Origin of the sequence: Luteimonas terrae (assembly GCF_031457535.1) — a bacterium.
GTDB lineage: Bacteria > Pseudomonadota > Gammaproteobacteria > Xanthomonadales > Xanthomonadaceae > Luteimonas > Luteimonas terrae_A.
On record NZ_JAVDWO010000001.1, the window covers coordinates 552342 to 572883 of the forward strand.

Annotated in this window: 16 protein-coding genes; 6 read left to right on the forward strand and 10 right to left on the reverse strand. The window is 68.0% G+C overall.

The window, feature by feature from the left end:
- Nucleotides 1-35: 35 nt before the first annotated feature.
- The 3 genes from J2W68_RS02315 to J2W68_RS02325 form a co-directional block, all read right to left on the reverse strand.
- A complete protein-coding gene (locus tag J2W68_RS02315) occupies nucleotides 36-1655 on the reverse strand; it encodes a hypothetical protein (protein ID WP_310232351.1) in 1620 nt (539 codons plus the stop codon).
- A gap of 271 nt (nucleotides 1656-1926) precedes the next feature.
- Nucleotides 1927-4173, reverse strand: a complete 2247-nt coding sequence (locus J2W68_RS02320; RefSeq protein WP_310232353.1) for a TonB-dependent receptor — start codon at nucleotides 4171-4173, stop codon at nucleotides 1927-1929.
- Nucleotides 4174-4211: 38 nt separating this feature from the next.
- On the reverse strand, nucleotides 4212-4703 hold the full coding sequence (locus J2W68_RS02325; protein ID WP_310232356.1) for a DUF3574 domain-containing protein: 492 nt from the start codon (nucleotides 4701-4703) through the stop codon (nucleotides 4212-4214).
- A gap of 241 nt (nucleotides 4704-4944) precedes the next feature.
- On the opposite strand from J2W68_RS02325, the gene J2W68_RS02330 reads away from it, so the two are divergent.
- Together J2W68_RS02330 and J2W68_RS02335 are read left to right on the forward strand one after the other, a co-directional pair.
- On the forward strand, nucleotides 4945-7386 hold the full coding sequence (locus J2W68_RS02330) for a TonB-dependent receptor plug domain-containing protein (protein ID WP_310232358.1): 2442 nt from the start codon (nucleotides 4945-4947) through the stop codon (nucleotides 7384-7386).
- A gap of 201 nt (nucleotides 7387-7587) precedes the next feature.
- Nucleotides 7588-9147, forward strand: coding sequence for a sodium:solute symporter family transporter (locus tag J2W68_RS02335; RefSeq protein ID WP_310232360.1), 1560 nt, complete (start codon nucleotides 7588-7590; stop codon nucleotides 9145-9147).
- Nucleotides 9148-9306: 159 nt separating this feature from the next.
- Here the strand turns inward: J2W68_RS02335 and pgeF are convergent, their stop codons facing one another.
- Together pgeF and rluD are read right to left on the reverse strand one after the other, a co-directional pair.
- Nucleotides 9307-10074, reverse strand: coding sequence for a peptidoglycan editing factor PgeF (gene pgeF / locus J2W68_RS02340; protein ID WP_310232361.1), 768 nt, complete (start codon nucleotides 10072-10074; stop codon nucleotides 9307-9309).
- Nucleotides 10071-11060, reverse strand: coding sequence for a 23S rRNA pseudouridine(1911/1915/1917) synthase RluD (rluD, locus tag J2W68_RS02345; RefSeq protein ID WP_310232363.1), 990 nt, complete (start codon nucleotides 11058-11060; stop codon nucleotides 10071-10073). The genes pgeF and rluD overlap by 4 nt, the downstream gene beginning before the upstream one ends.
- A gap of 90 nt (nucleotides 11061-11150) precedes the next feature.
- Between rluD and J2W68_RS02350 the strand changes: the two genes are divergently transcribed.
- A complete protein-coding gene (locus tag J2W68_RS02350; protein WP_310232365.1) occupies nucleotides 11151-12017 on the forward strand; it encodes an outer membrane protein assembly factor BamD in 867 nt (288 codons plus the stop codon).
- Nucleotides 12018-12844: 827 nt separating this feature from the next.
- Here J2W68_RS02350 and J2W68_RS02355 read toward each other — a convergent pair.
- Entirely contained in the window at nucleotides 12845-13546 is a 702-nt protein-coding gene (locus J2W68_RS02355) for a 2OG-Fe(II) oxygenase (protein ID WP_310232368.1), read from the reverse strand.
- Nucleotides 13543-14580, reverse strand: coding sequence for a class 1 fructose-bisphosphatase (locus J2W68_RS02360; protein WP_310232371.1), 1038 nt, complete (start codon nucleotides 14578-14580; stop codon nucleotides 13543-13545). The genes J2W68_RS02355 and J2W68_RS02360 overlap by 4 nt, the downstream gene beginning before the upstream one ends.
- An 84-nt stretch (nucleotides 14581-14664) precedes the next feature.
- On the opposite strand from J2W68_RS02360, the gene J2W68_RS02365 reads away from it, so the two are divergent.
- Complete coding sequence (locus tag J2W68_RS02365; RefSeq protein WP_430539650.1) at nucleotides 14665-15951, forward strand: aromatic amino acid transaminase; 1287 nt, start codon at nucleotides 14665-14667, stop codon at nucleotides 15949-15951.
- Nucleotides 15952-16305: 354 nt separating this feature from the next.
- Here J2W68_RS02365 and J2W68_RS02370 read toward each other — a convergent pair whose 3' ends face one another.
- Genes J2W68_RS02370 through J2W68_RS02380 form a run of 3 tightly spaced genes read right to left on the reverse strand, consistent with a single transcriptional unit; the run spans nucleotide 16306 to nucleotide 18525 of the window.
- Nucleotides 16306-16554, reverse strand: coding sequence for a hypothetical protein (locus tag J2W68_RS02370; protein ID WP_310232376.1), 249 nt, complete (start codon nucleotides 16552-16554; stop codon nucleotides 16306-16308).
- Nucleotides 16551-18068, reverse strand: coding sequence for a carotenoid oxygenase family protein (locus J2W68_RS02375; RefSeq protein WP_310232379.1), 1518 nt, complete (start codon nucleotides 18066-18068; stop codon nucleotides 16551-16553). Before J2W68_RS02375 ends, J2W68_RS02370 begins: the two co-directional genes overlap by 4 nt.
- A gap of 25 nt (nucleotides 18069-18093) precedes the next feature.
- Nucleotides 18094-18525: a DUF2141 domain-containing protein gene (locus J2W68_RS02380; protein WP_310232382.1), complete on the reverse strand. Its 432-nt coding sequence runs from the start codon at nucleotides 18523-18525 to the stop codon at nucleotides 18094-18096.
- A 145-nt stretch (nucleotides 18526-18670) separates the two neighbouring features.
- Here J2W68_RS02380 and J2W68_RS02385 point away from each other — a divergent pair, with 145 nt between their 5' ends.
- The gene (locus tag J2W68_RS02385; protein ID WP_310232384.1) at nucleotides 18671-19774 is read left to right on the forward strand and encodes a sensor histidine kinase; all 1104 of its coding nucleotides are present in this window, start codon (nucleotides 18671-18673) and stop codon (nucleotides 19772-19774) included.
- The gene (locus tag J2W68_RS02390) at nucleotides 19771-20409 is read left to right on the forward strand and encodes a response regulator transcription factor (protein ID WP_310232387.1); all 639 of its coding nucleotides are present in this window, start codon (nucleotides 19771-19773) and stop codon (nucleotides 20407-20409) included. The genes J2W68_RS02385 and J2W68_RS02390 overlap by 4 nt, the downstream gene beginning before the upstream one ends.
- The last annotated feature ends 133 nt before the right edge of the window (nucleotides 20410-20542 follow it).

Below are 20542 nucleotides of genomic sequence, written 5' to 3' on the forward strand. Positions count from 1 at the left end.
GGCGGCGCAGGATAGCGCCTGCGGGCCCGGTGCGATCAGTCCGGCGAGGGCGGCGTCGGCTGCCGTTGCAGCGCCAGCAGCCCGACCAGCACCGCGAGCACCGCATAGGCGGCCGCGAACTGGAACGCGATCGCCTGACGCAGGCCGTCGAGCTGCCATGGCAGCACCAGCGCGCCGGTCGGATGCACCGAATGGATCACGCCGAACAGCGTCGCGACGGCGGCCGCCAGCAGGGTCGCCACCGCCACGCCGGAGCGCCGGTCGACCAGCGCGACCAGCGCGGTCGCCCACAGCATCGCGGTGATGATGAAGCCGTTGCCGAGCACGACGATCGTCGCCATCTCCGGCAGGCCGTGACCGGCATCGACCTGGGCGTACAGCGCCGCCATGCGCTCGGGATCGATCCACGCCGGATTGCCGAACTTGATGTTGAGCAGATAGGCGATGGCCGGCAGGAACGCCAGAGACACCGCGATCGCATGCTCACGCTTGGTGCTGTGGAAGGCCTGCACGGTGATGTCGATGCCGACGAAGACGATGATCGGCGCGAGCACCGCGACCGGCAGCCATTGCACCAGCCCGGAGACCAGGCCGAGCATGCCGCCGATGCCGATGAACAGACCGGTCAGCAGCGTGTAACCGGTGCGCGCGCCCATGTGCTTGTAGGCCGGCTGACCGATGTAGGGCGTGGTCTGGGCGACACCGCCGCAGACGCCGGCAACCAGCGTCGACACGGCTTCGACCAGCAGCACGTCGCGCGTGCGGTAGTCATCACCGGCCGCGCGCGCGCTCTCGCTGACGTTGATGCCGCCGACGACCATCAGCAGGCCGAACGGCAGCAGCAGCGACAGGTACGGCAGCGTCGCCGGCAGGCCGTCGACGAAGCCGAGATTCGGCCACGGCAGCGCCGGCGCGGGCCAGTTCGCATCGGGCAAGGCGAAGCCCGGCGACAGACCGGCGAGACCGAGGCCGTAGTACAGCGCGAGGCCGACGAGCAGGGCGAACGGCACGCCGGGCAGGCGCAGCGGCACTGGCCCACGCGCGACCAGCACGTACAGCAGCAGGCCGAGCGTCGCGAAGCCGGCGACCGGCGAGCGCAGCGTTTCGATCAGCGGCAGAAAGCCGAGCAGCATCAGCGCCGCGCCGCCGATCGAACCCAGCAGCGCCGCGCGCGGCACGACGCGGGTGATCCAGTCGCCGGCGAACGACAGCACGAGTTTCAGCGCGCCCATCACCACGAGCGAGGCCATGCCGAGTTGCCAGGTGGCGATGCCGGCCGCATTCGCGTCCATGCCCTGCTGCCGGAACGCGACGAAGGCCGGGCCGAGCACCAGCAGCGCCATGCCGATGCTGGTCGGCGCATCGAGGCCGAGCGGCATCGCGGTGACATCGTCGCGGCCGGTGCGCTGCGCGAGGCGGCGCGCCATCCAGGTGTACATCAGGTTGCCGACCAGCACACCGAAGGCCGTGCCCGGGAACATGCGCCCGAACACGATGTCGGCCGGCACTCCGAAGATCCCGACCAGCGCCGCGGCGATGAAGCCGAGGATCGAGAGGTTGTCGACGACGAGGCCGAAAAAGCCGTTGATGTCGCCGGGGACGAACCAGCGGGGCGATGCGTGCGAAGCGCGTGCGGGATTCGGCGCAGAAAACATAGCGGTCCTTGAAACTGTTCAGAAGTCGCCGGACTTGCAGCCGACGAAGCGCCTCGAGATATCGCTTGAGTCGTCATTCCGGCGAAAGCCGGAATCCAGCGCCTCATGCATCTCGTATTGACCCGCGGGCAGGGTGGGCAGCAAGCGGAAGTCACTGGATCCCGGCTTTCGCCGGAATGACGAGAATAGGATTCACGCGCAGCCGTATCTCGTCGCACCATCCAACAGGCTCAAGTTCCATCACAGAAATCGTGATGAAGGCAAGACCACCTCAGAACCTCGCCGTGAACTCCACACCCCAGGTCCGCGGTTCGTTGATGAAGCCGGTCAGGTTGTTGAAGTCGATGCCGCCGACGATGCGCGTGCTGTCGGTGATGTTGCGGCCGAACACGGCGAGGTCGTAGTTGCCCTGATTCCAGTTCGTGCCCACGCGCAGGCCGCCTTCCAGCGTCGAGCGGCCGCGGAATTCCGGCGATTCGTACAGGAAGAAGTTGACCTGGCCGCGATACGCCCAGTCGGTGTAGACGTAGAACTCGGCGTCGTCGCCGACCGGCGTGGCCCAGCGCGCGGTGAGGTTGTGGATCCACTTCGGCGCCTGCGGCAGCGGGTTGCCATCCACGAGCGCAAAGCCGTCCACGGTCGGATCGGTCACGGTGCAGCCGCCGCCGCAGACCGCGACCGCGAGGTTCGGATCGCGGATCTCGGTGTCGTTGTAACTCGTGCCCCAGGTCACCAGCAGCGTGTCGGTCAGCCAGGCCTGCAGGTCGAGCTCGGCGCCCTGCCCGATCGACTTGTCGGCGTTGAGCAGGATCGCCTGGTTGGTCGCACCGCCGACGGCGATCAGCTGCTGGCCGTCCACGTTGTAGCGGAACAGATTGAAGCCGATTCGGCCGCGGCGGTCCCACAGGTCCGCTTTGACGCCGACCTCGTACGAAATCACTTCTTCCGAATCGGCGACCGAGATGCCGCCGAACGCGAGACGGCCCTGGATCGACGGTGCGCGGAAGCCCTTCGCTACACGGCTGTAGACGTTGACGTCGTCATTGATCTCGTAGACCGCGCTCGCGTCCCAGCTGACGTCGTCGACATCGGTGTTCTCGAAGAACGGACCGCCGACCGGCGTACCGAACGGCACAGCCTGCAGCACGCTGGCGCTGAAATCCTTCTTGTCCTGCGTGTAGCGCAGGCCGCCGCGCAGCTTGAGCTTGTCGCTGACGTCGTATTCGCCGGACGCGAACAGCGCCCAGGCGGTATTGCGCTGCTCCTGCACGGCATGGCCGGTCTGCGGATTGCCGGGCGCGAGGGAATCGTAGTTGAGGCTGTCGACGGTCAGTTCCTCACGGAACCAGAACGCGCCGACCTGCCAGTCGAAGGGGCCGTCGAGATTCGACTCGATGCGCACTTCCTGGGTGATCTGCTTATGCTCGGGAATGCCGTCGGCCGATTCGGCCGCGAACGGAATGAAACCGGGCCCCGAATCGGGCAGGAACGCCGCGCCATAACCGCCGTCGATGTCGCCGCGGTTCAAGGATTCCAGCGTCTCGTAACCGGTGATCGAATACAGGCTGTACTGGCCGAAATCCCAGCGCAGGCGCGCACTGCCGCCCCAGGTTTCGAGGTCGGAGAAGTTGACGCCGTCGAGCGCGACCGAATCGCGATCGAAGCCCGGTACGAAGCGGTTGCTGCCCGGCTCGACGATGTTCGCGCGGAACAGGCGCGCGGTGCCGTTGAGGTCGCGGCGGTGCAGGTTGAACAGGCCTTCGAAGCCGTCGCCCTCGTAGAGGAACTGCACGCGCGCCGCGGATTCGTCATAACCCTCGAAGCCGTCGTTGGGCGCACCCGCCAGCGTGTTGCGCACCGAATCGTCGCGGCGCTGGTACAGCGCCGACACGCGCGCCGACCAACGCTCGGTCAGCGCGCCACCGACCGCGCCTTCGAAGTTCCACATGTTGTCGCTGCCGTAGGCCAGCTTGCCGTAACCCTCGAAGTCCTGGCTCGGGCGCACCGAGTCGAACTTCACCACGCCGGCCGGCGTGTTGCGGCCGAACAGCGTGCCCTGCGGGCCGCGCAGTACTTCGACGCCAGCGATGTCGAACACCGGGAAGCCCTTCAGCAGCGGGTTCTCCAGCACCACGTCGTCATAGATCAGTGAGACCGGCTGCGAGGCATTGAGATCGAAATCGGTATTGCCCAGGCCGCGGATGTAGAACCGCGGGAAGGCACGGCCGTAGCTCGATTCGATGTTGAGGCTGGGCACGCGGCCCGACAGGAAACGGATGTCAGTGCCGCCGCTGCCGAGCACGCCGAGCTTCTCGGCGTCGAGCGTGGTGATCGACACCGGCACATCCTGGATGTTCTCCACCCGGCGCTGCGCGGTGACCTGCACCGCATCCAGCGTGGCAGGGCTGGCAGGCGTCGCCGCGTCCTGGGCGAACGCCCCTGCCGGCAGCGCGCATGCGAGCGCGAAGGCAAGTCGGGCGGGGCGGAACGCGATCGGGCGGGCGCGGCTGGACGACATCGGAGGAACCTCGGCGGGCGGAAGGGAACGCGGGATGGTCAGAACGAAACGTCGGCGTGCAGCTGCGAGCGCAGCACCGACAGGTGGCCGGTTTCCTGCTTCCAGGCGACGCGGATCGCCTCGATCGCTGCCGCCTGTTCCGGCGTATCGGGATGATGCACGACCAGCTCCTTGGAGCGCAGGCGCGACGGCGTGGTCGCCCCCGGCGGCAACCATTGCCCATAGACATCAAGCACGCTCAGTCCGCTGGGGAAGCGCGGCGTGACTTCTCGGTCGAGGAAGTCGAGCCAGCGCTGCTCGGCAGCGGCGGCGTCCTCGGCCGAGGCGTTCCACTGGCCGGTCGCGAAATACAGTTCGGTGCGTACCCAACCCTTGCCCTCTGCAGGTCGCCCTGCATCACCGTGATAGGCGGCGGTGGCGACCGAGGCGGACGGCAGTGCGCCCATCGACGGGGTGCCCGCGCACGCAGCCAGGCACAGTGCCGCCAGTAGCGGCGGCAGAACGCGGGCGTCGGCGAAATGAAGGGGCATGGAGACTTCCTGGAGAACGGCGGCCCGCCATCGTAGGGAGCCGCGAGGGCGGAAATTGTTGCGCTGCCGCAACACTGTATCGCTTTATCCGGATGGACGCATCGAGCATGTTCTGCGACTAATGACGGCCGGCCAACGCGGCCGCGCGTCGCCGGCATCGGACTCCGCACGCACCTCCCCCCGGTTCCGCCAGCGGAGTCCGATGCCGTGCGACGCCTCTTTCGTCCGCACAGGAATCTCCATGTCGCAGTCTCCCCGCCGCGCGGCCGCGCCGCTCGCCGCCGCCATCGCCTTCGCCCTGGGCGCGCCCGCCTTCGCACAGTCCACGCCGAACGACGGCGCGACGCGCCTGGATGCCGTCATCGTGACTGGCACCCGCGCGACCGACCGCACGGTGCTTGAATCGACCTCGCCGATCGACGTGCTCGACGAAGACGACCTGCGCCGCGCCGGCGCGGTCAACGGCGAACTCGGCAGCGCGCTGCAGGCCCTGCTGCCCTCGTTCAACATCCCGCGCCAGTCGAACTCGGGCGGCGCCGACCACATCCGCGCCGCGCAGTTGCGCGGCCTCTCCCCGGACCAGGTGCTGGTGCTGATCAACGGCAAGCGCCGGCATGTGTCCTCACTGGTGACCACGGGGTCGAAGACCGGCCGCGGCACCACACCGGTCGACTTCAACGCCATCCCGCTCAGCGCGATCAAGCGCATCGAAGTATTGCGCGACGGCGCCGGCGCGCAATACGGCGCCGATGCGGTCGCGGGCGTGATCAACATCATCCTCGACGACGCCAGCGATGGCGGCGCGATCGAGGCCAGCTACGGCGCACACCACACCAAGTTCGAACCCACCGACCAGCGCATCACCGACGGCCAGAGCGCGTCGCTTGCGGCGAAGGTCGGCACCGCGCTCGGCGACGACGGCTTTCTGCGCGTGGGCCTGGAATACAAGGAACTCTCACCGACCAACCGCGCCGGCTTCGACCAGATTCCGCCGTGGGACCAGACGCCGCGCAATCTCGAACTGCAGGGCCGGCGCAATTACCAGGCCGGCAACGGCGCGTCCAAGGACATCAGCGGCTGGCTCAATACCGAGATCGTGCTCGGCGACACCGCGACGTTCTACGCGTTCGGCACCTACACCCAGCGCGACACCGAAGGCGCGAACTATTTCCGCTATCCCGATGGCGAAGCGAACTGGCTCGAGGTGTATCCGAACGGCTTCCGCCCCGTGTCGATCGGCGAAAACCTCGACGTCGCCGGCGTCGCCGGCGTGCGCGCGCAGTGGGGCGAGTGGGATGTCGACGCCAGCCTCAACCATGGCCGCAACGAATTCACCTATCGCCTGCGCGATTCGATCAATGCCTCGCTGGGTCCGTCCAGCCCGACGCGTTTCAAGACCGGCGATTACGCGTTCGACCAGACGCTGGCCAATGTCGACGTCAGCCGCCTGTTCGCGCAGGGCGACAACCTGCACACCTTCGCCACCGGCGTGGAGTTCCGCGTCGAGCACTACGAGACCGGCGCCGGCGACCCGGCGAGCTACGCGGCCGGTCCGTTCACGGACCGCCCGACGGGTTCGCAGGCCGGCGGCGGCCTGACCCCGCAGGACGAAGCCGATCTCGACCGCGATGTCGCCAGCATCTACGCCAGCGTGTCGAGCAGCTTTGGCGAGAAGCTCAGCACGGATGCCGCGGTGCGCTACGAGCACTACAGCGATTTCGGCGGCGAAGTCACCGGCAAGCTCGCCGCGCGCTACGAATTCGTGCCGGCGTTCGCGCTGCGCGGCGCGCTGTCGAAGAACTTCCGTGCGCCGTCGCTCGGCCAGATCGGCTACGAGTCCACCGGCACCGGCTACAACGCCGCCGGCCAGCTGATCCAGAGCCGCCTGCTGTCGGTCAACAACCCGATCGCCCGCGCGCTCGGCGCGACCGATCTCACGCCCGAGCAGTCGATCAACGCCAGCCTCGGCTTCACCAGCCGCGTCGGCGAGAATTTCGATTTTTCGCTGGATCTGTTCCAGATCGACATCGACGATCGCGTCGCGCTGTCGGAAGCGATCACCAGCGATGCGCTGACCGATTTCATCGATGCAGAATTCGGCGTGCCGGGCGTGGAGAGCGTCAGCTTCTTCACCAACGCCGCCGATACGCGCACGCGCGGCGCCGAGGCCGTCGCCAACTGGCGCCATCCCCTGGCCGGCGGTTCGCTGCTGCTGACCGGCACGTGGAGCTATGCCGACACCGAGATCCAGCGCGTCATCGCGACGCCCGCAGCGCTGTCGGCGGTGGTGCCGGACGCGGTGCTGTTCGGCGTCGAGGAAAGCAACACGCTGACCGACGCCGCGCCGCGCACGCGTTCCGCCTTCACCGGCAGCTGGGGGAACGATCGCCTCAATCTGCTCGCCCGCGTCACCCGCCACGGCAGCACCAAGCGCGTCTTCAACTTCGGCGGCGGCTTCGAACCCGAGCAGGTCTACGGCGCGAAGTGGCAGCTCGATGCGGAAGCCGAAGTGCGCCTCGGCGACAAGTGGACGCTCGCGATCGGTGGCCAGAACCTGACCGACGAGTACGCGGACCTGTCGAACGAAGACATCTTCTATTTCGGCAACCTGCCCTACGACGTGCTGTCGGGCATCGGCAGCAGCGGCGCGTATTACTACACGCGGGTCCGTTACAGCTTCTGAGTGGCGCGCGGGTGGGCAACGCGCCCGCGCATCGCTGAATATCCGCGCGGTCAAGACGGCCGCGCGGCCGCGGTGATCCGCGCGCAGAACACGCACGACGCGATCGCGTGATCGATGCGAGACCGTAAGCCGCAGGTTTGCATCCCCGTGCATGCCTGTGTTTCCGTGTAGCGCTTCTTCCGGAACACGCATCGCGGGGCAATGGGGCAACTCACGACGATCGATTACGCCGTCATCGCGGCGTATTTCGTGCTGACGGCCGTCATCGGCTTCTCTGCGACCCGGCGCCGCGCAAGCGCCGACGAACTGTTTCTGGCTGGCCGTTCACTGGGCCCGATCGCCATCGGCGTCTCGCTGTTCGCATCCAACATCTCGTCCGACACGCTAATCGGCCTGCCCGGCGCGGCTTACAGCACCGGCATCTCGGCGGCGAACTACGAATGGATGGCCGGCCTGGTGCTGGTGTTCACCGCGATCTTCGTGCTGCCGGTGCTGCTGCGCACGCGCGTATCGACGATGCCCGAGCTGATGGGACGCCGCTTCGATGCGCGGATGCGCAAGTACCTGTCGGTGGTCACGCTGTTCCTGTCGCTGGTGCTCGACACCGCGGGTACGCTCTACGCCGGCGGGCTGATCGTCACGACCTTCGTGCCGGGGCTGGAAATGTGGTCGGTGTGTCTGGGCATCGCGCTGTTCACGGCGCTCTACACGGCCTGCGGCGGCCTGCGCGCGGCGGTCTACACCGACCTGCTGCAGGCGGCGGTGCTGCTTGCAGGCGCGGCGATGCTGACGGTCATCGTGTTCGGCAAGTTCGATTACAGCTGGGCGAACGTCGTGGCCCAGGTGGATCCGGCCAAGCTGTCGTTGATCCGCCCGCTCGACGATCCCGGCCTGCCGTGGCTGGGGCTGATCACCGGCGTGCCGATCGTCGGCTTCTACTACTGGACGATGAACCAGTACGTGATCCAGCGCGTGCTGGCCGCACGCGACATCGAGGCTGCGAGCCGCGGCGCGGTGATCGCGGCGATGCTGAAGCTGCTGCCGATCTTCCTGATGACGATTCCCGGCGCGATGGCGACCGTGCTGCTGCCGGACCTGGCGCATCCCGACCAAGCGTTTCCGGCGATGGTGACCACGTTCGCGCCTATCGGGCTGGCGGGCCTGATCGTCGCCGGCCTGATCGCCGCGCTGATGTCGACGATCTCCTCGACCCTCAATTCCTCGGCGACCCTGCTGACGCTCGATTTCGTGGAACCTGCGCATCCGCACTGGACACCGCAGCAGTTGGCCTGGACCGGCCGCCTCGCTACAGTCTGCATCGCCCTGCTCGCCGCAGCGTGGGCGCCGATGATCCAGCACTTCTCCGGCCTGTGGGCCTATCTGCAGCAGGTGTTCGCGTTCGTCGCGTCGCCGCTGGTCGCGACCTTTCTGATGGGCCTGTGGGTGCCGCGCCTCGGCGCCTTGGCGGCGTTGCGCGGACTGGCCTGCGGTCATGGCCTCAGCGCGGTGCTGTTCGTGCTCTACGAGACCGTCGGCCTGGGCATCCACTTCAGCATCGTCGGCGGCGTGCTGTTCGCCGCCACCGCCCTGTTCACCGCGTTCTGGATGTGGCGCCTGTCAGCGCGCGATGCGCCCGGCCACGATGCGACCTTGATTCTCGCGACCGCGCGGCCGGGCCTCACGCATCTGCCGCGCGACGTTCTGGCGGGCATCGGGTTGGTGCTGGTCCTGACCGCCACGATCCTGGTCGTGCTGCGCTGACGAACGTCGATGCGCGCGCAGTCATCGCGACCTGCTGCCCCGCCCGATCATGCGAAGGCGACGCGATGTACCGGTGACATCCGGCGATGCCGCCACGAGCGACAGCGCGCACGCGTCCACTCGCGACGCGATATCGACTGCATTCCAGCGCGGCGCTGGCTAGCCGCGCATCCACACCAGCGTCGCAATGCGACCCGTGCGCTGATCCCGACGATGCGAGAAGAACGCCGCAGGCTCGGCGATCGTGTCGCGGTCGCCACCATGGATCGCATCACCGCGGACGCCCACCGCTTCGAGACGCCGACGCGCCAGCGCGTACAGATCCACGCGCCAGTGCCCGTCGCGCGTCGGGGCGAACGCGGCATCGGCGCCCGGATCGGTCGCGACGAACGCATCGCGCACCTCGACGCCGATCTCGTAGGACGCCGGCCCGGCCGCAGGACCGAGCCACACCCGCAACTGCGATGGAGCACTGCGCATCGCCGCGACCGTCGCTTCGAGTACGCCCGCTGCCAGGCCACGCCAGCCCGCATGCGCGGCCCCGATCTCGCTGCCGTCATCGGCGGCGAACACCACCGGCAGGCAGTCGGCGGTCAGGATCGCGAGCACCACGCCCGCTTCCGAGGTCACCGACGCATCGGCGTCCACCAGCGCCTGCTGCGCATCGCCCGCCGGCGCCACGAAGCGCGCGACCCCGACGCCGTGCACCTGCTGCAGCCAGTGCGGCGGCGATGGCAGGCCGGCAATGTGGAGAAGCGCGTCACGATTCCGCGCGACGGCGTCCGGTGCGTCACCGGCGGCGCTGCGATGGTTGCCGAGATTGAAACTGTCGAACGGGGCCTGCGACACGCCGGCGCCGTGGCGCAGCGTCGTCAGCGCCTGCACGCCACGCGGCGCAGGCCAGTCGGCGCGCAGCAGTGCGCTCACCGGCGGCCCATCTCCGCATGCTGGATCGCGTCCGCACGCAGCACCTTCAGCAAGGCCTGCATATCCTCGGGCAGCGGCGCGCTGCAGCGCACGGCCTCGCCGGTGACCGGGTGCTTGAACTCCAGCGTCTCGGCGTGCAGGGCCTGGCGGCGGAAGCCGCGCAGGGTCGCGATCATCTCGTCCGAGGCGCCCTTGGGCAGTTTGAGCGAGCCGCCGTAGAGCGGGTCGCCGAGGATCGAATGCCGCAGATGCGCCATGTGCACGCGGATCTGGTGGGTACGGCCGGTTTCGAGCCGGCATTCGAGCGCGGTGTGCGCGCGGAAGCGCTCGCGCAGGCGGTAATGGGTGACGGCTTCGCGACCGTCCTCGCGCACGCCCATGCGCAGACGGTCGCGCGGATGGCGGTCGATCGGCGCATCCGCAGTGCCGCCCGAGACCAGCGCGCCGACCACGACTGCCAGGTACTGGCGATGCACGTCACGCGCCGACAACTGCTCGACCAGCGCGTTGTGCGCCTCGAGCGTGCGCGCGACCACCATGACGCCCGAGGTGTCCTTGTCGAGCCGGTGCACGATGCCCGCGCGCGGCAGGGTTGCCAGCGAGGCATCACGGAACAGCAATGCATTGACCAGGGTGCCGTCGTAATTGCCGGCGCCCGGGTGCACGACCAGCCCGGCCGGCTTGTCGACCACGATCACCTGGTCGTCCTCGAACAGCACCGACAGCGGGATGTCCTGCGGCTCGGCCGTGGTCTGGGTTTCGAGCACGACGTTCAGGCTGACGGTCTCCCCGCCCACCACCGCGTCGCGCGGCCGCGGCACCTCACCGTTCAGCAGCACCTCGCCGGATTTGATCCACGTGGTCAGCTTGGAGCGGGAGAATTGGGGGAAGAGCTCGGCGAGCACGGCGTCGAAACGGCGCCCTGCCGCGGCATCCGGCACCGTGGCGGTGCGCTGGTCGGAGAGGTCGCTGGGGTCTTGCTGCATCGGGACGGCTCGGGTTCAGGCGGGGAAAGCCGGGCGATCCACCCGGACTGTTATTATCCGCGGTTCGTGCCCATACGCCCAAACGCCCCCATGACCCCAAGCCTCGCCTCGCCGATCCGCGCCCTGGCCCGCACTTCGATGCTTCTGTTGCTGGTCGTCATGGTCGCCGCGGGCTGCTCCCGCGACACCAAGGACGACGAGAACGAAGGCGTACCCGTCGCCGAGCTCTACCAGAAGGGCCACGACTCGATGCGCAAGGGCAATTGGAGCAACGGCGCCAACTCGTTCCGCCGCCTGGTCGCCCAGTACCCCTACGGTCCCTACACCGAGCAGGCACTGGTCGAGACCGCGTACGCCAATTACAAGATGGGCAACAACGAGGAAGCGATCTCGGGCATCGACCGCTTCATCCGCACCTACCCCACGCACCGCAACATCCCCTACATGTACTACCTGCGCGGCCTGGTGAACTCCAACCGCGACACGGTGTTCCTGCAGCGCGTTTGGAGCCTGGACAGCAGCCGCCGTGATCTCGCCTCGCCCAACCAGGCGTATGCGGACTTCAACACGGTCACCGACCGCTATCCGAACAGCCGTTACGCCGCCGATGCGCGCGCCCGCATGGCGACGCTGCGCAACACCTTCGCGCGCCACGAGATCGAGACCGGCCTGTACTACCTGCGCCGCGAGGCCTACGTGGCCGCTGCGCAGCGCGCGACCTACCTGCTCGAAACCTACCCGCAGAGCGAGTATCAGAACGATGCGGTCGCCCTGCTCGCGGCGAGCTACGCCAACCTCGGCAACGACACCCTGGCCGCGGATGCGCGTCGCGTGCTGGAGCAGAACGAGCCCGATCACCCGTCGCTGACCGGCAACTGGCCGAAAGAGCCGTGGAAGATCCGCCGTCTCAATCCGTTCGCCAGCGAGCGCACCGCGATCGACGTCGACCGCGACTGAGGTCGCTGGTTGTTGGAGAAAAACGCCGCCTTCGGGCGGCGTTTTGCGTTGCGGGGTCGTGATTCGATCGTGCCGTTGCGTTGTTCGGCTTCGGCTTCGGCTTCGGTTTTGGCTTTGGCTTTGGCTCCACGCCTTTGATCTCAAATCGAGCCGTAGAGCGAGCCGAGCATCGCAGGGCGGCGGGGTCGAAGAGCAGCCCATGTCTGAGCGTAGCGAGTTTGGGCTGCGTGCCCCGTCGACCGAGAAGCGCAGGGGACCGCCGCGGCTGTATGGCGGCGGATCGCGTCCGGCGAAGGGACCTTTTGGTTCCTTTTGGGTCCATCCAAAAGGGACTCGCACGCGCAGCGGGCGAAAGCCCTGCACTTGCTTGCGCTTCCTCGTTCGTCGCTTTGCGATCGTGATGTTCCGGGCGAAGACGAATGAATCAACCGCGGAAGCGAAGATCAAATACAGGGCTTCCGCGCTGTCGCGCGGCTTACTTTTGTCTTGGCAAAAGTAAGCAAAACCGTCTTCGCCGGACGCGAGCCGACGCGATGAAGCCGCGTCGGTTCCCTCCGCTCCTCGCCTGACGCGGCACGCAGCCCAAACTCGCTGCGCTCAGACATGGGCTGCTCTTCGGCCACGCCCGGCTCCGGTGCTCGGCTCGCTTTACGGCTCGATTTCAGATCAAGAGCTGAAAGCCAGAGCCAGAGCCAGAGCCAGAGCCAGAGCAGGGGCAGGAGAAAAAGCGCAGGCAGAGCAACCGCACCCCTCACCCGATGCGCTGTGCGCATCGACCCCGGATCAAGTCCGGGGCAGGCTCTCTCCCGAAGGGAGAGGTACCGGGATCAGGTACTTCCGTACAAAGCCTCCGCCCGCTGGAACAGGATCCAGCTCGTCGCGATGCACTTGTCGCCGTTCTGCGGCCGGTTGCCGCGATGCGTGTGGGTGAACGCTGTCGGCGCGATCAGCAGATCGCCGGTGCGCGGGGTGATCTTGCGTTGCTGGAACAGGAACTCGGTCTCGCCGGCGTCGAAGCCTTCGTTGAGGTAGATCGTCCACAGCAGATGGCGGTGCAGGGTTTCGCCGCTGGCGTCGCGCGGGTACAGCTCGCAGTGCCAATACGGGTAGCCGCCTTCGCCGGCCGCGTACCACTGCAGGTTGATCGCGCCCGGGCGCAGGCAGGTCTGCAGCAGGCCGCCGAGGCGCTGGTCGTCCATCGTCGGGAAATCGTCGGCTTCGAGGCGGCGCAGTGCGCCGTCGCTGCCCGGCTGCTGCAGCATCAGCGGGGCGATCAGCGTCTGCGGGTACTTGCGCAGGTAGGCCATCAGGCCGGCGTAGACCGCGACATTGAGCTGTTGCACCACGTCGGCCCAGTCGGCGCGGTCGTTGATCGACAGGTCGCGGCTGCGCTTGAGTTCGGGATACACGCCGCCGCCGATCTCGCCGGCATGCAGATCCGGGCTCGCCCGCAGCCGCGCGACGATCGCCGCGCAGGCCTCAACCGACAGCGCACCCGACGTGACTTCGATGAAGTCGGCGGCGCTCATGCGGCGGCGCTGGCGTCGTGCTGCAGGTGGTAACGGGTCGCGGTCTCCACTTCGTCCTTCGAACCCAGGAACACCGGCACGCGCTGGTGCAGCGAGGTCGGGGCGATGTCGAGGATGCGCGTCCGGCCGTTGGTCGCCGCGCCGCCGGCCTGTTCGACCAGCATCGCCATCGGGTTCGCTTCGTACATCAGGCGCAGCTTGCCAGGCTTGGCCGGATCCTTGCGGTCCCAGGGATAGATGAAGATGCCGCCGCGGGTCAGGATGCGGTGCACGTCGCCGACCATCGCCGCCACCCAGCGCATGTTGAAGTCCTGGCCGCGGGGGCCGTCTTGGCCGGCGAGCAGATCGCCCACGTACGCCTGTGTCGGCGCTTCCCAGTGGCGCTGGTTGGACATGTTGATCGCGAACTCGCGGGTCTGCGCCGGAATGCGCATGTGGCCCGTCGTCAGCACGAACGAGCCCTGCTCGCGGTCGAGCGTGAACGCGTGCGTGCCATGGCCGATGGTCAGCACCAGCATGGTGCTCGGGCCGTACAGGCAGTAGCCGGCCGCGACCTGGGTGCTGCCGGCCTGCAGGAAATCATGATCCTGCGCCGCACTCACGCCTTCCGGGCAACGCAGCACCGAGAAGATCGTGCCGACGCTGGCGTTGATGTCGATGTTGGAGCTGCCGTCGAGGGGGTCGAACACCAGGAGATAGTTGCCGCGCGGGAAGGCGTCGGGAATCTGCTGGCAATGCTCCATCTCCTCCGAGGCGCATGCGGCGAGATGCCCCCCCCAGGCATTGGCCTCGAGCAGGATCTCGTTGCTGATCACGTCGAGCTTCTTCTGCGCCTCGCCCTGCACATTGATGCTGTCACCGCCGCCGGCCGCTGCGGCCTCGCCCAGCACATCGCCCAGTGCGCCCTTGCCCACGGCCACCGAGATGCGCTTGCAGGCGCGCGCCACCACTTCCAGCAGCAGGCGCAGATCCGGGGTCACATGGCCCGAGCGCTGTTCCTCGATCAGATGGCGGGTCAGGGAAATGCTGGGCATGTGCGGGCGGTCCTTGGCGTCGAGGACCCGCATTGTCGCGCCAAAGGCGATGGCTGTCCCACGGCCAGGATCGCGCGGGTGGGCATGGGCCGGTATTCTGGACGGGTTTGGTCGCAGGCGACACGCGCGACCGGACCCTCCCTCCGTCGTGCAGGCAGTCTTTACGTGTCCTCCTTTTTCGCGAACGTCGAACTCGTCCCCGGTGACCCCATCCTCGGCCTGACCGAGGCCTACAACGCCGATCCGCGCACCACCAAGGTCAATCTGGGTGTGGGCATCTATTACGACGAGGCCGGCCGCATTCCCGTGCTCGACGCGGTGCGCGAGGTCGAGCAACGTCTCGCCGCCGAGGCCAAGCCGCGCGGCTACCTGCCGATCGACGGCATGCCCGACTACACCAAGACCACCCGCGAACTGCTGTTCGGCGTGGAGTCGCCGCTGCTGGCGGCCGGACGCGTCGCGACCACGCAGACCGTCGGCGGCAGTGGCGCACTGCGCACCGGCGCCGACCTGCTGAAGAAAGTGCTGCCGCACGCGACCATCGCGATCAGCAATCCCAGCTGGGAGAACCATCGCGCGGTGTTCGGCGCCGTCGGCTTCGAAGTCGTCGACTACACCTACTTCGACGCCGCCACGCACGGCATCGATTTCGCCGGCATGCTCGCCGATCTGCGCAAGCTCGAGGCCGGCACCGTCGTGCTGCTGCACGCCTGCTGCCACAACCCGACCGGCGCCGATCTCACCGTCGACCAGTGGCGTCAGGTCATCGAGGTGCTGCGCGAGCGCGAGTTGTTCCCCTTCATCGACATGGCCTACCAGGGCTTTGACCAGGGCATCGACGAGGACGCGGCAGCGGTGCGGCTGCTGGCCGAGTCGGACATCGCGACCTTCGTCGTCGCCAGCTCGTACTCGAAGTCCTTCTCGCTTTACGGCGAGCGCGTCGGCGCACTGACCGTGGTCTCGGCCGATGCCGACGAGAGCAAGCGCGTGCAGTCGCAGATCAAGCGCATCATCCGCGCGAATTATTCCAGCCCGTCGACCCATGGCGCCGCGCTGGTCGCGGGTGTGCTCGGCAGCACCGAACTGCGCGCACGCTGGGAAACCGAACTGGGCCAGATGCGCGAGCGCATCCATGCCCTGCGCGCAGGCCTGGTCGAAAAGCTCGTCGCCAATGGCGCGCCGGAATTCGCCTTCATCAGCGAGCAGGCTGGCATGTTCTCGTACTCGGGTCTGAGCCGGCCGCAGGTCGATCGCCTGCGCGACGAGTTCGGCATCTACGCTGTCGGCACGGGCCGCATCTGCGTGGCCGCGTTGAGCCTGAAGAATCTGGATTACGTGGCCGAAGCGGTCGCGGCGGTCAGCCGCGGCTGATCGCTTCGAGCCCTCCGCCGTGTGCAGGGGCATTGCGCCCTTTACGGGCGGAGGGTTGGGTGGGAGCGATCCATCGGAACTTCGGATGCGTGTGCGCGAGTCTTCCGTTTGGAACCTGCGCTGATCAGGTGCTGCGCCCTTTCGTACCGAACCATGCGCGTAGCTCGCGCGTCAGCAGCGTCAGCAGTAGCGCTGGCTGATTGCTTCGAGCCCTCCCCCGCGTGCGGGGGAGGGTTGGGTGGGGGCGATCCATCGGAACTTCAGATGTGCGCGCGCGCGAATCTTCTGGCTGGAACCTGCGCTGCTCGCCGTTCCTGCGGAACGTGGAATGCGTGAGCGCCTCCACAAGACAGATCAGGTGCTGCGCCCTTTCGTGCGGAAACACGGGCCCAGCTCACGCGCCAGCAGCGCGAGCAGTACACCCGGCGCGACGAACTGCACCGCAAGCTGCACGCTGCGCCTGATCGTGAGTCGGATCGCCTCACGGACTTCGTCCCGCGCGATCCACGGATCGAAATCGTGCCAGCCGACCCACAGGCAGAGCATCAGGGCCGCGCACAGTGCGCCGATGCGCCACCAGCGCACAGGACGTGGCGCGATCACGCGGCCGCCTGCGCGAAATGTCCGTGGAACCCTAGCGGAAACGCATATGGCAGCCATGTGGTCGCGAGCGGGCCATCGTCGACATGCTGCGCGTCGAGCACCGCGATGCCGCTGCGGTCGCGCGCGTGGTCGAACAGGGTGCCGACCAGCCAGCCGTCATCCGGACGACTGCTGCCGGGACGCGGCACGAAAACGTGTTCCTCGGCGAGGATGTCGCGGCCGTAGCGGTGCAGCGCGTGCCGGCCGGTGGCGAGGTCGACCATCTGCACGGCGTTGAAGTAGGGCGCGCTCGCGTCACCGGCGTTGGTCGGCATGTACAGGCGCGCGCTACGGTCGCTCGGCGCGCGTGGGTCCAGCATCGGAAACTCGACGCCGCCGATGCCGGTCTTGGCCCAGCGTGCACCGCCGCTGCGCATGTCCAGGCGCAACTCCGCCAGGTCCGCCGGAGCGGCCGCACCCTCGTGGCCCAGCATCGCGGCGCGATGCGGGGACCGGGCCTCCGAGACATCGGCATGGCGCATCGTGCGCACGACGATCTCGCCGTTGCGCTCGAACGCATCGCCGAAGTGGTAGGCTATCGTGAAATCGACCTCGAAGCGACGCGCGATGCGGTCGGGGGCGGCCTTGTCGACCACCACCGCCGTGCATGCGCGCTGCGGCGCGAAGCGCATGCTCTCGAAGAACGCCCCGCCAGGGGTGTAGTCGAATGGGGTCAGCAGAAAGACCAGGTGCTGGTCGGTCTGCACGAAGGCGTGCAGATAGCCGGGTGCGTCCGTCTCCAGCACATGCGCGCCGCGCAGCGTCGCATCGGCGCCGATGTGCCACAGCAGCAGGCCTGCGCCGCCCATCATCGACAGCGACCCGAAGTTCCACCAGCTGCCATCGCGATCGCGCAGCGGATGCGCGGAGAACGGGAGTGCCTGCAGGTTCGGACGCCAGGTCATCGGCCCGATCGTGTCGAGCTGATCCGGGTCGAGTTCGAAGGCCGATCCCGCCTCGCTCAACGCGAACAGGCGGCCGCCGATGATCACCACCGACGTGTTGGCGGTACTGGCGTCATCGTTGTTGCGGATCGCCGCCGGCTCCGGAATCGTGGTGCCGGCCGCCGGCGTGTTGAAGCGGCCAGCACGTCGCTCGCGCTGGAATTTCGGCGTCTGCACCATGCGCCCGCGATGGGTCACCGTGCCACCGCCGAAGCGCCACCCATGCACCATGCCGTCGCCGTCGAACCAGTGTTCGTAGCGGAACCCGTCGCGCTCGAACCAGGCCGGGCCATTGCGGTACAGGGTGCCGGCGAAGTCGGCCGGCAGGCGACCTTCGAGTTGCACGGTTGTCGGGCCGAAGGCTTCCGCCGAGACCTGACGCCAGCCGGCCAGATACGGCCGCTCGCGCAGACCGGCAGCAAACTCGGCCGGATCGCCGGCCAGGGCATCACTACCGTGCAGCAGCGTCGGCCCGAGCGCAGCGACCGTGGCGCCCGAGAGCAGATTGCGGAGGAAGCGGCGACGATCCATGGCGGTCTCCTGGGTCAGACGCGGATCAGCGGATCGTGACGTCGAGCGCCAGCGGCTCGGCGCCGATCTCGAATGCGGCTTCGTCGAAGGTCGGCTTGCGCAGCACCGGCGGGTTGTTGCTGAAGCCGTAGCCCTCGACCGGCATTCCCATCAGATTGGTATCGAACGTGCCGTTGCCGTTCTCGTCGTGGATCACCATCAGTGCGTAGCGGCCGACCGGCACGCCATCGAAGCTCACATGGGTCACATCGCCCGCCGGTGCCAGCAGGCGCCCGGCGATCGGCGCGGCGCTGCCGGCGTAGCCCGCGGCGTCGACCAGCGCGACCTGGAACTGCCCGCTCGCACTACGGGCCTCGCGAATGGACACGTCGAGGTTGCCAGCCTGTACCGGCGCGGCGAGCGCGGCGATGGCCAGCAATGCGAAGGGCGTGCTGAAGGAAGCGGCGATACGGCGCATGGTGAGTTCCTGGCTGGGTGTGGCCGCAGTGTCGATGCCCGGCGGGCCGGCGTGAGCTGCCGGTGGTCATCGATCCGCAGTGCCGGAAGTCACCTTCTGCGGCCGGGCCATTGCCGCGCGCAGACGCGCCCTTCAGCATGCGTCCATGAACCGACGGCGTCTGCTCAACCCGCTCAACTTCGCCGCGCTGCTGACGATCGCCGCGCTCGTACCGTCGATGCGGCTCTACGACGCGGACCACCGCGCGCTGGCATGGGCGTTGCTGGCCGCGTTTTCGTTCGGCTTCCTGTCGTTGTCGGTCTGGCCGCCGCGGCTGCGCTGGGCCGAACATCTGGTGATCGGGCTGCTGCCGGTGATCGCGCTGGTGCTGATCGGTCTTGACTCGCGGCCGGGCGCGGTGCAGGTTCTGCTGGTGATCTGGGCGGCGGTCGCGTTCGCCGACTGGCCGACACGGCATGCGATCGTCGCGGTCGTCGCGGTTGACATCGTCTACTACCTGCTGCTGCGCCACATGGGCGATTTCCGCGCGCCGCTGCAGATCGTGTTGAGTTTCGCGGGCTTTCAGGCCTTCGCCGCGCTGTGCATGCACTATGCGCGCAGCGCCGAGCACACCCGCGATGCCCTCTCGCGCGTCAATGCCGACCTGTTGGCCACGCGCGCGCTGCTCGCCGACAGTGCCCGCGATGCGGAGCGCGTGCGCGTGGCGCGCGAACTGCACGATGTCGCCGGCCACAAGCTCACCGCGATGCGTCTCAACCTGCGCGCGCTGGCGGACGAGCCGGCGTTCGCCGACAACCCGCAGCTGCGCATCGCCGAACAGCTGTCGGGCGAACTGCTCGGCGACATCCGCAATGTGGTGCAGGCGCTGCGCGACAGCGGTGGTCTCGATCTCGCAACCGCCTTGCGAGCGCTCGCCGCGCCGATGCCGCGCCCGAGGCTGCGGCTCACCATCGCCGACGACGTACGCGTGTCCGATCCCGCGATCGCTGAAGCGGTGCTGCGACTGGTGCAAGAGGCGCTGACCAATGCTGCGAAGCACGCCGATGCGGACATGCTCGATGTCACTCTGCATCGCAATGGCGACCTGTTGCACGTGACCATCGAAGACGACGGACGCATGCGCGAGGGCTGGCGCGAGGGCAACGGCATCGCCGGCATGCGCGAACGCCTCGCCGCATTGCAGGGCCGCGTGCGGCTGGTGCGCAATCCCAGCGGCGCGATGCGCATCAATGCGGAGCTGCCGGCATGAGCGCGTCGCCGGTCCGTGTCGCGCTCGCCGACGACCAGGCCCTGGTCCGCGCTGGCCTGCGCGCGCTGCTCGAACGCCACGGCGTCGTGATCGTGTTCGAGGCCGACTCGGGCACGACGTTGCTCGACCAACTCGCATCGCATCCGGTGGATGTGATCCTCAGCGATATCCGCATGCCTGGCCTCGACGGCATCGAAGCGCTGACGGCCCTGCGCGCCCGTGGCGACACGACGCCGGTCTTGCTGCTGACCACCTTCGACGACAGCGACCTGCTGCTGCGCGGGGCCGATGCCGGCGCCCAGGGCTTCCTGCTCAAGGACGCCGCGCCCGAGGATCTGCGCGACGCGATCGCGCGTGTTGCCGCCGGGGAAACACTGCTGCAGCCGGTCAGTACCGAACCGGTGCGCGCGCGCTATCGCTTCCACGACGACCACGCCCCGCGCGAAACCTTCACCGGACGCGAGGTCGCGATCCTGCGACTGCTGGCCGGCGGCTACTCCAACAAGGAGATCGCCCGCAGCCTGTTTCTCGCCGAGGGCACGGTGAAGAACTACGTGTCGGCGATCCTCGAGAAGCTCGGCACGCGTGACCGCACGCGTGCGGTGCTGAAGGCGATCACGTTGCAGGTGATCTGAGGCGGGCGTTTCCCCGACGTGACTCCGGTGCTTGTCGCCCCAGCGTACGCTGGGGCGACGGTATGCAGTGCTGTGGGTCTATCGAGAGCAACCGCGCAGCTGCTGTAACAAGCCTCGTCTGCGACATTCCGTC

Excerpts from the sequence above, each read along its gene's own strand:
- J2W68_RS02315 (WP_310232351.1), bottom strand. The coding sequence starts at position 1,655 with ATGTTTTCTGCGCCGAATCCCGCACGCGCTTCGCACGCATCGCCCCGC.
- J2W68_RS02320 (WP_310232353.1), bottom strand. The coding sequence starts at position 4,173 with ATGTCGTCCAGCCGCGCCCGCCCGATCGCGTTCCGCCCCGCCCGACTT.
- J2W68_RS02325 (WP_310232356.1), bottom strand. The coding sequence starts at position 4,703 with ATGCCCCTTCATTTCGCCGACGCCCGCGTTCTGCCGCCGCTACTGGCG.
- J2W68_RS02330 (WP_310232358.1), top strand. The coding sequence starts at position 4,945 with ATGTCGCAGTCTCCCCGCCGCGCGGCCGCGCCGCTCGCCGCCGCCATC.
- J2W68_RS02335 (WP_310232360.1), top strand. The coding sequence starts at position 7,588 with ATGGGGCAACTCACGACGATCGATTACGCCGTCATCGCGGCGTATTTC.
- rluD (WP_310232363.1), bottom strand. The coding sequence starts at position 11,060 with ATGCAGCAAGACCCCAGCGACCTCTCCGACCAGCGCACCGCCACGGTG.
- J2W68_RS02350 (WP_310232365.1), top strand. The coding sequence starts at position 11,151 with ATGACCCCAAGCCTCGCCTCGCCGATCCGCGCCCTGGCCCGCACTTCG.
- J2W68_RS02355 (WP_310232368.1), bottom strand. The coding sequence starts at position 13,546 with ATGAGCGCCGCCGACTTCATCGAAGTCACGTCGGGTGCGCTGTCGGTT.
- J2W68_RS02360 (WP_310232371.1), bottom strand. The coding sequence starts at position 14,580 with ATGCCCAGCATTTCCCTGACCCGCCATCTGATCGAGGAACAGCGCTCG.
- J2W68_RS02365 (WP_430539650.1), top strand. The coding sequence starts at position 14,665 with ATGGGCCGGTATTCTGGACGGGTTTGGTCGCAGGCGACACGCGCGACC.
- J2W68_RS02375 (WP_310232379.1), bottom strand. The coding sequence starts at position 18,068 with ATGGATCGTCGCCGCTTCCTCCGCAATCTGCTCTCGGGCGCCACGGTC.
- J2W68_RS02380 (WP_310232382.1), bottom strand. The coding sequence starts at position 18,525 with ATGCGCCGTATCGCCGCTTCCTTCAGCACGCCCTTCGCATTGCTGGCC.
- J2W68_RS02385 (WP_310232384.1), top strand. The coding sequence starts at position 18,671 with ATGAACCGACGGCGTCTGCTCAACCCGCTCAACTTCGCCGCGCTGCTG.
- J2W68_RS02390 (WP_310232387.1), top strand. The coding sequence starts at position 19,771 with ATGAGCGCGTCGCCGGTCCGTGTCGCGCTCGCCGACGACCAGGCCCTG.